Source organism: Amycolatopsis sp. NPDC034160, from assembly GCF_055575355.1.
Window position 1 is genome coordinate 43763 of sequence record NZ_JBVISU010000004.1, and the last position, 12214, is coordinate 55976.

The following is a 12214-nucleotide window of genomic DNA, read 5'->3' on the forward strand; positions in this document are numbered from 1 at the left end:
TCAAATGGACACGGCGCCGGAAAGAACTTTCAGGAGGTCGGTTCCAACGCCGCCACCTGCTCGGTCACCGGCGCGGCGGCCACCCGTGCCGGGATGAGCAGCGACGCCAGCGCGATCAGCCCGGTCAGCGCCATCGCGCGTTCGACGAGGCCCAGCGGGATCGCCTGCCACCACGGCCTGCCGCCGTTCATCGAGACCACGATCGCCCCGAGGATCACGCCGAACCAGGCCAGCGCCGCCACCGCGAGCACACGCGTCACCGCACGGCGCGCGGGGGAGGTGGGGAAGACGGCTTTCGCGGCGAACCACACGGCCAGCGGCAGTGCGATGAAGGCGACGACGCTCGCGATGCGGTGCACCGTCCCGCCGGTGCTCGGCCCGATCGCCCAGTTGTTCTTCGGGAACGCCACGATCACCACCAGGCTCACCGTCCAGAGCGCGCAGAAGATCGAGGCCACGGACAGCGCGGGAAGATGCCTGCGGCGGATGAGCGCGCCGAAGCCGATCGCCGAGCCGAGCGCGACCAGCAGGACCGCGACGTCGAAGATCCACTTGTGCTCGCTCAGCGCGTATTCGCTGATGGTGCGGCGGACCGGGCTGATGTCGCTGGTGGCGGGGAGTACCTGCAGCAGCAGGATCAGCAGCGCTCCGCCGGCGACCGAGACCACGGCGGTCAGCAGGGCCAGCGGTGACCTGGCGGAGACCTGGGACGTCGTCATGGTTGAAAGGTAACCGCCGAACCTGAGGGTTTTCTTAGGCCAACCTGTCGGGGTCGACAGGAAAATCCCATTCCACGGCGTGGTCGGTGGTGATCGTTCCGGCACGGTCGGTGAGATCGTTGGGCCGAAAGGGGCGTACGCGACTTGTGGCGGGTCCCTCGGGTGGGGTCTCGGGTCTAGGGTCTCGCTACCGGTGACCTCACCCGGTCACCGGACTGTCCAAGGAGGTCAGTCTGTGGGGTATTCACCAAACCGGCGAAGAGCGGGATGGACGGCGGCGACACTGGTGCTCGCCGGCGCTTTCGTGGCACTTCCGTCGGCCACGACGGCGGGGGCCGCGGACAACGTGGTGCGAGCCGACCGGGCCGTGGCGCGGTCCTGTTTCGCCGCGTTGCAGAAGCCGGGCACGTCCGGCGCCGATCGTCGCGAGTTCACGTCCACAGTAGACGGTCTGCTGCAGGCGCGGATCGCGCCTCGTGGCGGCGGTGAGGGCGACTGGGATCTCGCGGTCTTCGACAAGGCCACCGGCGCCGTGGTCGCGGCCTCCGCCGCGTTGCGCAGTCACGAGCTCGCCGAAGGGTTCGTTAAGAAGGACCAGAAGCTGGTCGTGCAGACCTGCCGGTACGACGGGCAGACGCGCGACGCGATGCTCGGTGTCGATTTCCTCGCGCTCACGCCGCAGGGCACCCCGACCGGCGCCGCGTCCGCGCCACAGCGCGCCGAACTGGTCCGGGTCGAGACCCCGGCCAAGCAGGACAAGGACAAGCTTCTCCGGCTCGGCTTGGACGTCACCGAGAAGGCCGACGCCACCGGTGTCGAGGTCGTCCTCGCCAACGACGCCGACCGCAAGACGCTGGCGGACACCGGCTTCAAGTCGAAGGTGATCGAGCCCGATCTTTCGGCGAAGTCGATCGACAACGCCAAGACCGACCGCGAGTACGACGCCAAGACACAGGTCTCGAGCCTGCCGTCCGGGCGTACGAGCTACCGGCACCTCTACGACTACCAGTTCGAGGTCAAGGAACTGGCCCGCAAGAACCCCAAGCTCGTCACGGCGTTCACCTTGCCGCAGCCGACCTGGGAAGGCCGCGACGTCCTCGGCCTCGAGATCGCGTCCGACGTCAAGAACATCGCCGACGGCAAGCCCGTCAACTTCACCATGGGCGTGCACCACGCCAGGGAGTGGCCCGCCGGCGAGCACGCCATGGAATGGGCCCACGAACTGGTCAAGGGTTACACCGGCGGCAACGCCGAAATCCGTGGCCTGGTCGGCCGGACCCGCAACATCATCGTGCCCATCGTCAACCCCGACGGCTTCGAAATCTCCCGTGAAGCCGAGCCCAGGGGCGACTTCTCGCGTTTCGACTACGAGATGAAGCGCAAGAACTGCAACGTCAACGACTCGCCCAAGGAGTTCGCGACCGGCGTCTGCAAGGCCAACCCCGCCGGCCGGGAACGTGGCACCGACCCGAACCGCAACTACGCGGGCTTCTGGGGCGGCGCCGGTGCGTCCACCCTGTGGCGCAGCGACACCTTCCGCGGCGCGGGCCCGTTCTCCGAGCCCGAGACGCAGAACATCCGCTCGATCGTGTCCAACCGCCAGGTGACCAACCTGATCACGCTGCACACCTACTCCAACCTGGTGCTGCGTGTCCCGGGCGTCGCCGCCGTCCGCCCGCCGCTCGACGAGCCGGCGTACAAGGCGCTCGGTGACAAGATGGCCTCGCGCAACGGATACACCAGCCAGCCGTCGTGGGCGCTCTACGACACGACCGGTTCGACCGAGGACTGGTCGTACTGGGCCACCGGTGGCTGGGGCTTCACGTTCGAGGTCGGCCCCAACGAGTTCCACCCGCCGTTCTCCGACGGTGTCGTGGCCGAGTACACCGGTTCCGCCCCCGCGGCGGGCGCCGGCAAGGGCGGCAACCGTGCGGCCTTCATCGACATGCTGGCCAACACCGCCGACCCGGCGGCACACTCGACGCTGATCGGTACCGCGCCGAAGGGCTACCAGCTGAAGCTGCACAAGACCTTCCAGACGCCGACCTCGCCGGTGGTGCAGCCGGACGGCTCGACGAAGCCGCCGATCTACGTGACCGACAACCTGAACTCGTCGCTGGCCTCGACCGGTGGCCGGTTCGCGTGGTCGGTCAACCCGTCGACCCGGCCCTACGTCGCGGGCCGCTACGGCCGCGAGCCGCAGGGCCCGGCACAGCCCGCGATCCAGGTGGCCAACCCGGCCGGGGTCCCGGCGATCAACACGAACTACCCGACCGACCCGACGTCCGAGAGCTTCAAGTTCCGCGTCGACGGGCTCCCCAAGGTGGACAACGGGAAGTTCAGTGTCGACGTCAAGTGGGCCAGCCAGGACTCCGACTGGGACCTGTACGTCTTCGACGCGGCGGGCAACATGGTCTCGTCGTCGGCGAACGGTTCGACCACGGAAGAGCACGCGATCCTGTACGACCCGCCCGCCGGGGAGTACACGGCCGTGCTGGTCAACTACGCGCAGGCCAACCCGTCCACTGTGGACGATTGGACCGGCGGAGTCTCGTTCCAGTCGCCGATCCCGCCGACCTACGGCCCCAAGGAGGCGTACCAGCTGACCTGTACGTCGCCGAAGGGCAAGCTCGTCGGGCTGGCGGACGTCTACCTCGACCGCGGCCAGACGGTCGACGTCGGTGAGGTCTGCACCCGTTCCGCGCGTGCGAACAAGGAGCGCTCGGTCCGGTAGTTCTTCTTTGCGCGTGAAAGCCCCCTTCCCCCGGCTCAGCTGGGGGAAGGGGGCCTTCACGCGCTGGACGTGCATCGCGTTTCGTCCTCTGAATGCGGTAGTTGGCAACGTGAACTACCGCATTCAGAGGACGAAACGCGGGCAGCCGCTAGACGGTGCCCACGACGCGGTCCCGCACGGTCCGCATCGTCGCCGAGTCCACAGTGGGCGGCTCCGCCGCCAGCCAGCCGCCGATCTCGTGTAGGAACTGCTCCGGCGTCATCGGCGGCGCGGGGGCGGGGTCCTCGTGCTCGGTGGTGACCTCGCCGGTCCGGCTCGGGTACACGATCATCGCCCCGCGCACCGCGACTCCCGGCAGGATTCGCCGGTATTCGGCGACGCTTTCGGTCAGCCTGCTCCCTCCGCCGCGGAAGGCGCGGCCGTTGCGCAGCAGACGGCCGTCGTCGTCGGTCTCGTAATGCCCGGGCAGCCACAGCTTCGATTCGATGAGCACGAGCCGCTTGCCGCACAGCACCGCGTGGTCGATGTCGGCGAAGACCGAGTCCGGCCACGAGAGGCCGTGGAAGATACGCGCGCCGGGCAGGCGGGTCAGATAGCGTTCGAGCAGGTCGGCGGTGAGCCGTTCGGCGAGTTCGTCGGTCTCGGTGCCGGGGGTGCCGAACACGCGTTTCCCGCCGAATTCGGCGGCGAACCGGGTCCTGGCGCGGGAAGCGGCGAGATAGCCGCGTGCGAGCCGTTGCACCAGCAGGGCCGTTCCGGCGGTCAGGATCAGCCAGACGATCAGGGTGGGGGCCGAGAATCCGACGCCGGTGAGCACCGGCAGCAGGACCAGCACCATCCCGCCGACCGCCGCCACGACCGGCGTATGCCCGGGGCCGCGCCGCCGTCCGTGGCGCACGCGTTCGTCCTGCGCGGCGAATTCCCACCATTCGAGGTCTTCCGGATCGATCACGACCGGCTCGGGCTCGTAACCCGGTTCGTCGCCGAAGCGACGTCTCGGCCGCGGCCGGATCGGCGCGCGTACGGAGCGCCCGCCCGCGTCGTAGCCCGCGCGCCGCAGCGGATCGCTGAGCGTGTCGTAGGCCTCGCGGACCAGCTGGAACGTGAGCGCGGACCCCCCGGTGTCCGGATGGTGCGACTTCGCGAGGCGCCGGTAGGCGGTCTTGATCTCGTTGACCGAGGCGGCCTTGCCCACGCCGAGCACCTCGTAGTAGTCGACATCGGGCACGGGCGGTTCACCTCCAAAGGGCCGGGCCGCAACACTATTCGGCCGCCGACGGACGTCCGCAACCACCTCCGCGGCGCGTCGGGGTGACCTCGTGGGCATACTGTTTCGCTTGTGGCGGAACGAGGTCCACCTCCGCCACGTCCTGGATATCGTGGAGATCGACAGCGCACGGGGAAGGACAGCGGTGGGAGAACCGGTTACCGGCACGGCCTCGGGGGTTCCGTTCACCGTCTTGCCGCCATCGGCCGAGGTCAGCGGCCCCGCGCCGGTGGTCGTCGCCTGGCACATGATCGACGCGCCCCGCTCCGACGCCGCGTTCGCGGCCGCGTTGCCGCTGGTGGGGGTGCCGGCGTGGCGGGTGTACCTCGGAATGCCGTTGTGCGGCGCGAGAATGGTCGACGGCTCGATGGACGCCCTGCTCGAGCGCGCCCGGCGTGACGCGATGCTCGCCTACGTCGACCCGGTCGTCGCGCAGGCGGCGATGGAGTTCCCCGCCGCGCTGGCCCGACTGCGCGAACGCTTCGGCTTCGACACCTCCCGGATGGCCGTCGTCGGCGGTTCGCTGGGCGGCGCCGTGGCGTTGACGATCCTGGCCACGCGGGAGATCCCGGTCCGCGCGGCGGCGCTGGTCAACCCCGCGATCCGGGCGCGTTCGGTGATCGGCCTGGTGGAAGACATGCTGGGGCAGGCGTATTCGTGGAACGACGAAGCAAATCAGGCGGCCGCTCAGCTCGACTTCGTCGCACGATCGGGTGAAATATCGGCGCGGGAAAAGCAGGTTCCGCTGTTGCTCGTCAGCGGCGAGGAGGATTACCCGTCCTTGCGTGCCGATGCCGATGATTTCGTCGCCGCGCTTCGCGGGCAGTACACCCGTCCGGACGACGTCCGCCTGAACCGGGTACCCGAGCTCGCGCATCCGCTGGCCGAGGAGCCGGGGATCGATCCCGCGCCGCAACTGCCGATCGCGAAGGTCGTCGACGAGCTGGTCTCCGAGTGGCTGGCGCGCCACCTGCTTTGACCCGCGTCAGCAGCCGGGCGGCGGCGCCGAGCGGGGCGGGCCGAATTCGAGGCGCAGCTTGTCGGTCTTCGGGATCACGAAGGCGGTACCCGTCGAGGGCCGCCAGTTCGCCGGGAGGAAAACGTACTGGCCACCGGACTGGAGCAGAAGCTTCAGTCCGGTGTACCGGTACTTGTAGGCCGCCGCGGGATCGGCGCATTTCACCTGCAAGACACCGTTCGCGGTGAGGTTGAGGCTTTCCGCGCTGTACAGGGTCGCGGCCGGTCTGGTCGGGATCACTCGCGAGGCCTCGAAGGCGCGGCTCGTGCCGACGGCGCCCGAATAGTCGCCGACGGCCCAGAAGAGGCCGATGCTCACCAGAACGTAACCGGTCACCAGCTCCGCGACACTCGATCGGGTGTTTCCCGTCTTACCTGAAGTCCCTTGGCGCCAGGCGAAGAGTGTCATCAGGACGCCGATCGCGAAGCCGAGGCCGGGAACGCCGGGATGGTCGCGAAAGGGTTCCGGGTCGAGGATGATCGCCGTCGTCGAGGCCAGGAGCGCGACGCCGAGCACGCCCGCCACCGGGGTGCAGATCCGCAGCAGGCGGTTCCAGGTCCCATCGCCGAGCCGCGTCTTCAGAAACCGGGTCAGGATCAGGAAGAGCAGCACCGCGCCCGCCGCACCGGTCAGGGGCAGGAGCATGCCGTCGACCCCTCGCCCGAAGATCTCGTCCGGTGTCTGGCCGAGCAGCGTGTAGTGCACGCGGAAGTAGATGAAGTACGTCTGGGTGTAGACGAGCCCGAAGTAGTAGAGCAACGCGGTGAGCAGGGTGGTGTTGGCCAGTGCGGTGCCGATCAGCCTGAGCGCGCGCGACGGGTCCGCCGCCGGCTCGGCGGCGGGCTCAGGTCTGCGGAGGCCTCGACGGAGTGGCCGCCGGACGGTCATCCGCTCGTGGTTTGGCTCGGCTTCGTGCTTTGCGACTTCGGGGGCGCAGAGCTTTCCCTCGTGGTCTCGGTTTTGCACGCCCTGGCCAGGATCACGATTCTGCCGCCAGGTGGGACTGGATTCGGGCCGATACTGAGAATGCAGTCACCCGCGCTCGCGTTCTTGATCTCCACCGAGACGCCGCACCGCCGGGGACTCTTGCAGAGATCCGCGAGGTTCCGCTCGATCGCGTTCTTGGCGGTGGCGGGGTCGGTGCCGAGCAGGTCGCTGTTGTACTTGATGGGGCTTCCGGGGACGACGGGCGGACGCGGTTCCTCGGTGCGGCGGGGGCCTGGTGCGGTCCCGTCGGTCGGGGGCGTGCCGGAAGACGCCGTCGGGGCGGTCTCCGTCGTCACCGCGCTGTCCGTGGTCAAATCCGCCGGAGCGGTGTCGCGGGGAGTCGACGCTCCGCCGCAGCCTGCGGCGCAGACAAGGGCGACGATCGCCGTCACCGTGCTGATCAGCCGTTTCATGGACCTCACCGTCCTGGGAAGACGTCCTTTCGGATAAGGACGCGGAACGACGGCCCCCGGATACGTCCCGCACTGGTCCGTTTAGGGGTATTTCGGCGATTCCGCCCTTTCGGGCAGTGCCAACCGGACCGGTGCGCGACAACTTCGCCGCCTGGCCTTCCGACACGCCGGAAATTATGTTAAGAAACTTTACTAACTAATAGGGAGGCGCGTTTTGAGTTCATCCCCGCAGCCGGGGCTCGAGCGGAGGATCGGGCCGCTGCAGGCGACCGCCATCAACATGACCCAGATGTGCGGGATCGGCCCGTTCGTCACCATCCCCGCGATGGTGGCGACCCTCGGCGGTCCGCAGGCGATGTTCGGCTGGCTCATCGGCGCGGTCATCGCGCTGGCCGACGGTCTGATCTGGGCCGAACTCGGCGCCGCGCTCCCCGGCGCCGGCGGCACCTACGTGTACCTGCGCGAGGCGTTCGGCTTCCGGACCGGCAGGCTCATGCCGTTCCTGTTCGCCTGGAGCGCGGTGCTGTTCATCCCGCTGATCATGTCCACCGGCATCATCGGCCTCGTCCAGTACCTCGGGTACCTGATCCCGGGGGTGGCGGACGAAGGCGGGACCACCGGACTCGGCAAGATCATCGGCCTCGGTGTCATCGTCCTGATCGTGCTGGCGCTGTTCCGCAAGATCGGCGAGATCGGGAAGCTGACCACCGTCCTGTTCGCGGTCATGCTGTTCGCCGCGCTGTCGGTGATCGTCGCGGCGTTCACGCGTTTCGACGGCGCGCAAGCGTTCGCCTTCACGCCCGGCGCCTTCTCGCTCGACGGCGGCGCGTTCTGGGCCGGGCTCGGCGCGGGCCTGATCATCGCCATCTACGACTACCTCGGCTACAACACCAGCGCCTACCTCGGCGGCGAGGTCCGCGACCCCGGCCGGACGTTGCCGCGCTCGATCGTCTTCTCGATCCTCGGCATCATGAGCCTGTACTTCCTGCTGCAGCTCGGCGTGCTCGGCTCGATCCCGCTGGAGGAGCTGAAGAACGCCACGTCGGTCGCCTCGACCGTGCTGGAACAGGCGTGGGGCACGGGCACGGCCAAGGTCATCACCGTGTTCATCGTGATCGCCGCGATAGGTTCGGTGTTCGCCGGGTTGCTCGGCGGCTCGCGGGTCCCGTTCGAGGCCGCGCGCGACAAGGTGTTCCTGCCGGTGTTCGCCAAACTGCACCCGAAACTGCACCTGCCGACCGCCGGCGTGCTGACGATGGGCCTGATCACCGCCATCGGGTCGCTGTTCACCCTGACCGCGGTGATCAACGCGGCGGTGACGGTGCTGGTGATCGTCCAGTCGCTCGCGCAGGTCGCGGCGATCGTGGTGCTGCGCCGGCGGCGGCCGGAGCTGGCCCGGCCGTACCGGCAGTGGCTCTACCCGATCCCCACGATCATCGCGCTGCTCGGCTGGGTCTACATCTACTTCTCCGCCACCTGGCTTTCGATCGGGCTTTCGGTGGGCTGGATCGCGCTCGGCGTGGCGGCGTTCCTCGTCTACGCGAGAGCGGAACGCGTGTGGCCGTTCGGGCCCAAGGGGATTCAGGAATCGTTCGCAGGGGCGGCAGAGGGGACTGGGAAGTGACGGGGGAAGACCTGATTCTGGGGATCGACTTCGGCGGGACGAAGGTCGCGATCGGGCTGGCCGACCGGACCGGGAACCTGCTGGCCACCCGGCGGCTCGACACCGACGCGCAGGCGGGCGCCGGACAGGTGGTGAGCCGCGCGCTCGCCGCCGCGCGGAAACTGCTCGCCGACGAAGGGGCCACCGACGGTCTCGCCGCGATCGGCGTCGTGAGTCCCGGCATCGTGCTGGAGGACCGCATCCTGCTGGCCCCCAACGTGCCGGGCTGGGAGGAACTGCGGCTGGCCGAACTCGTCGCGGACGAGTTCGGCGGCGTCGGGATCGAAGTGGGCACCGACGCCAAAGCGGCGGCGCTCGCGGAATGGCGGTGGGGGGCGCTCGCGGACACCGACCCGGCGGTGTTCCTCTCACTGGGGACCGGGATCGCCGCGGCGGTCCTGGTCGGTGGCCGGCTGCTGGCCGGCGCGAACGGCGCTGCGGGAGAGATCGGGTACAACCTCCTCTCACCGCAGGACACCGACGGGTTCGCCAGCGGAGCGGCGCCGCTGGAGGAAGCCGTCGGTGGGCGTGGGCTGGGCGGCCGGGCGAGTGTGCTGCTCGGCCGCCCGGTGACCGCGGGTGAGCTGTTCGCCCTCGCCAGGGAGAACGCGCAGGCCAAGGAACTGGTCTCCGCGGCGCTCGACGAACTCTCGATGCATGTCGCGAACCTCGCCATCGCGCTCGACCCGCGGCGCATCGCCGTCGGCGGGGGACTGGTGCGCTCGGCCGACGTCCTGCTGCCCGCGCTGCGTGAGCGGCTGGCGCAGGCCGTGCCGTTCCCGCCCGAACTGGTGTCGGCGAAGTTCGACCAGGACGCTTCCCTGCTGGGCGCGATCGCGATCGCGCTGGACGCCGCGTAGCAGACAGGCGATCACCGACCGAAGCCGCCGGGCTTTCGCTAGATCCGATCTAGCGAACGCCCGGCGGCTTTCTCGCGCCTGAAGGGTGAGGCGAGGGGAGGTCGGTCATGAACAACAGCCCGCTGCGAGTCGCGGTGATCATCGGCAGTACCCGCGAAGGGCGGGTGGGGGATGCCGTAGCGAAGTGGTTCACCGGCCGCGCGGACGACCGGGACGACCTCTTCCTCGACGTGCTCGACCTGATCGACTTCGAGCTGCCCGCCGGGCTGCCGGAGCAGGCGACCGCGGAGATGAAGCGGTTCACCACGCGGATCGACGAGGCTGAGGCGTACATCGTCGTCACCCCCGAGTACAACCGCAGCTTCCCGGCGTCGCTCAAACAGGCGGTCGACTGCGCCTACGACGAGTGGCGCGCGAAGCCGGTCGGCTTCGTCTCCTACGGCTACCGATCGCAGGGCCTCTACGCGGTGGAGCAGCTTCGCTCGATCTTCACCGAGCTGCACACGGTGACGATGCGGGACACGGTCGCCTTCAACCTCCTCGACGGCTCCTTCGCCCGCGACGGCACCCCCTTCGACAGCGACGGGCAGGGACAGGCCGTGACCACCTTGCTCGATGAACTCCTCTGGTGGGGACTCGCTCTGCGCGAGGCACGCGCCGCCCGTCCGTACGTCTGCTGAAAGCTTCTGAAAGGAACAACGAAAATGAGTGAACTGGCCATCGAAGCCTCGGGGCTGGTCAAAGTGTTCGGGGAGAACCGGGCGGTCGACGGGATCGACCTGAAGGTCCCCGCGGGCACCGTGTACGGCGTCCTCGGGCCGAACGGCGCCGGCAAGACCACCGCGGTGAAGATGCTCGCGACCCTGCTCCGTCCCGACGGCGGCGAGGCTCGCGTCTTCGGCAAGGACGTCGTCCGTGAGGCCGACGCCGTCCGGTCCATGGTGAGCCTGACCGGGCAGTACGCCTCGGTCGACGAAGATCTGACCGGGACCGAGAACCTGGTGCTGATCGGCAGGCTGACCGGGCACCGCAAACCGGCCGCCCGCGCACGGGCCGAGGAACTGCTCGCGGCGTTCGGCCTGACCGAGGCCGCGGGGCGGCAGGTGAAGAACTACTCCGGCGGGATGCGGCGGCGGATCGACATCGCCGCGAGCATCCTCAACACCCCGGACGTGCTCTTCCTCGACGAGCCGACGACCGGACTCGATCCCCGCAGCCGCAACCAGGTCTGGGACATCGTGCGCGCGATCGTGCGGCACGGCACCACCGTCCTGCTGACCACGCAGTACCTCGACGAGGCCGACCAACTGGCGTCCCGGATCGCGGTCATCGACCACGGCAAGGTCATCGCCGAAGGCACCAAGGGCCAGCTGAAGGCGTCGGTCGGCGCGGGTGCCGTCCACGTCCGGCTGCGCGACGCCGATCAGCGTCCCGAGGCCGAAACACTGCTCATCCGCACTCTGCAAGCGCAGGTGGTGCTCGAATCGGACCCACTCGCGCTGACCGCCCGGCTTTCGGGTGAGAGCACCGAACAGGGCGCCGCCGAACACGCCGCGCGGGCGCTGGCCGAACTGGCCCGCGAGGGAATCGTCGTCGACACCTTCTCCCTCGGCCAGCCGAGCCTCGACGAGGTCTTCCTGGCATTGACCGACCGCACCGCCACGCCTGAGGAGAGTGCAGCTTGAGCACCACAGCCGTCAAAGAAACCGAACCCGTCCTCGCGGCGCCGAAGCCCGAAGACCTCGCCGCCGTCCTGATCGCGAAGAACCGCCCTCAGCGTCCGAGCGCGTTGTCGACTTCGGTCACCTTCGGGTGGCGCGCGATGCTGAAGATCAAGCACGTGCCCGAGCAACTGTTCGACGTCACCGCGTTCCCGATCATGATGACGCTGATGTTCACCTACCTGTTCGGCGGCGCGCTGTCCGGTTCGCCGACGCAGTATCTGCAGTTCCTGCTGCCGGGCATCATGGCGAGCAGCATCCTGATGATCACCATGTACACCGGGATCTCGGTGAACACCGACATCGAGAAGGGCGTGTTCGACCGGTTCCGCACGCTGCCGATCTGGCGGCCGTCGGCGATGGTCGGGTATCTGCTCGGCGACCTGTTGCGCTACCTCATCGCGTCCCTGGTGATCCTCGGGGTCGGCCTGATCATGGGCTTCCGTCCCGCCGGCGGGGTCGGCGGCGTGGCCGCGGCGATCCTCCTGCTGCTGGCGTTCTCGTTCGCGTTCTCGTGGATCTGGACGATGTTCGGTCTGCTGTTGCGCAGCGAGAAGTCGGTGATGGGGGTCAGCATGATGGTGCTGTTCCCGCTGACCTTCCTCAGCAACATCTACGTCAACCCGGAGACGATGCCAGGCTGGCTCCAGGCCTTCGTCAATGTCAACCCGGTGACCCACGTGGTCGCGGCGGTCCGGTCGATGATGGACGGCGACTGGGACGGCGGCGAGATCACCTGGGTGCTGATCGCCGGAGCGGTCATCCTCGCGGTGTTCGGAACGCTGACGATGCGTCTCTACAACCGGAAATGAGCTGGGGGTGACAAGGTCCC

11 protein-coding genes are annotated in these 12214 nt (G+C 68.7%); 7 read left to right on the forward strand and 4 right to left on the reverse strand.

Translation table 11 applies throughout. The features are described 5' to 3' along the window. Positions 1–29 precede the first annotated feature (29 nt). Complete coding sequence (locus ACZ54P_RS11830; RefSeq protein ID WP_465461500.1) at positions 30–719, reverse strand: DUF998 domain-containing protein; 690 nt, start codon at positions 717–719, stop codon at positions 30–32. A gap of 235 nt (positions 720–954) precedes the next feature. Here ACZ54P_RS11830 and ACZ54P_RS11835 point away from each other — a divergent pair, with 235 nt between their 5' ends. Then, positions 955–3453, forward strand: a complete 2499-nt coding sequence (locus tag ACZ54P_RS11835; protein ID WP_465461501.1) for a M14 family zinc carboxypeptidase — start codon at positions 955–957, stop codon at positions 3451–3453. Between the two features lie 148 nt (positions 3454–3601). On the opposite strand, the gene ACZ54P_RS11840 is transcribed toward ACZ54P_RS11835, so the two are convergent. Next, a complete protein-coding gene (locus ACZ54P_RS11840) occupies positions 3602–4681 on the reverse strand; it encodes a J domain-containing protein (RefSeq protein WP_465461502.1) in 1080 nt (359 codons plus the stop codon). A gap of 184 nt (positions 4682–4865) precedes the next feature. Here ACZ54P_RS11840 and ACZ54P_RS11845 point away from each other — a divergent pair, with 184 nt between their 5' ends. Continuing rightward, positions 4866–5699 carry an alpha/beta hydrolase family protein gene (locus tag ACZ54P_RS11845; RefSeq protein WP_465461503.1) on the forward strand — a complete coding sequence of 278 codons (834 nt, stop codon included), beginning with the start codon at positions 4866–4868 and terminating at the stop codon, positions 5697–5699. A gap of 6 nt (positions 5700–5705) precedes the next feature. Here the strand turns inward: ACZ54P_RS11845 and ACZ54P_RS11850 are convergent, their stop codons facing one another. Continuing rightward, positions 5706–6626, reverse strand: a complete 921-nt coding sequence (locus tag ACZ54P_RS11850) for a hypothetical protein (RefSeq protein WP_465461504.1) — start codon at positions 6624–6626, stop codon at positions 5706–5708. Then, positions 6623–7138 (reverse strand): hypothetical protein, encoded by a 516-nt coding sequence (locus ACZ54P_RS11855; protein WP_465461505.1) that lies wholly within the window; start codon positions 7136–7138, stop codon positions 6623–6625. The genes ACZ54P_RS11850 and ACZ54P_RS11855 overlap by 4 nt, the downstream gene beginning before the upstream one ends. A gap of 214 nt (positions 7139–7352) precedes the next feature. Here ACZ54P_RS11855 and ACZ54P_RS11860 point away from each other — a divergent pair, with 214 nt between their 5' ends. The 5 genes from ACZ54P_RS11860 (at position 7353) to ACZ54P_RS11880 (ending at position 12194) form a co-directional block, all read left to right on the forward strand. Beyond that, positions 7353–8762, forward strand: coding sequence for an APC family permease (locus ACZ54P_RS11860; protein WP_465461506.1), 1410 nt, complete (start codon positions 7353–7355; stop codon positions 8760–8762). Further along, complete coding sequence (locus ACZ54P_RS11865; RefSeq protein ID WP_465461507.1) at positions 8759–9661, forward strand: ROK family protein; 903 nt, start codon at positions 8759–8761, stop codon at positions 9659–9661. The genes ACZ54P_RS11860 and ACZ54P_RS11865 overlap by 4 nt, the downstream gene beginning before the upstream one ends. Before the next feature lie 107 nt (positions 9662–9768). Continuing rightward, positions 9769–10341 (forward strand): NADPH-dependent FMN reductase, encoded by a 573-nt coding sequence (locus ACZ54P_RS11870; RefSeq protein WP_465461508.1) that lies wholly within the window; start codon positions 9769–9771, stop codon positions 10339–10341. 24 nt (positions 10342–10365) lie between these two features. Continuing rightward, complete coding sequence (locus tag ACZ54P_RS11875) at positions 10366–11346, forward strand: ATP-binding cassette domain-containing protein (RefSeq protein WP_465461509.1); 981 nt, start codon at positions 10366–10368, stop codon at positions 11344–11346. Further along, positions 11343–12194 carry an ABC transporter permease gene (locus tag ACZ54P_RS11880; RefSeq protein ID WP_465461510.1) on the forward strand — a complete coding sequence of 284 codons (852 nt, stop codon included), beginning with the start codon at positions 11343–11345 and terminating at the stop codon, positions 12192–12194. The genes ACZ54P_RS11875 and ACZ54P_RS11880 overlap by 4 nt, the downstream gene beginning before the upstream one ends. Positions 12195–12214: the final 20 nt, after the last annotated feature.

What these genes read in the sequence shown, in the direction of transcription:
- ACZ54P_RS11850 (WP_465461504.1), bottom strand. Translation starts at nt 6,626, where the DNA reads ATGACCGTCCGGCGGCCACTCCGTCGAGGCCTCCGCAGACCTGAGCCC.
- ACZ54P_RS11875 (WP_465461509.1), top strand. Translation starts at nt 10,366, where the DNA reads ATGAGTGAACTGGCCATCGAAGCCTCGGGGCTGGTCAAAGTGTTCGGG.
- ACZ54P_RS11870 (WP_465461508.1), top strand. Translation starts at nt 9,769, where the DNA reads ATGAACAACAGCCCGCTGCGAGTCGCGGTGATCATCGGCAGTACCCGC.
- ACZ54P_RS11855 (WP_465461505.1), bottom strand. Translation starts at nt 7,138, where the DNA reads ATGAAACGGCTGATCAGCACGGTGACGGCGATCGTCGCCCTTGTCTGC.
- ACZ54P_RS11830 (WP_465461500.1), bottom strand. Translation starts at nt 719, where the DNA reads ATGACGACGTCCCAGGTCTCCGCCAGGTCACCGCTGGCCCTGCTGACC.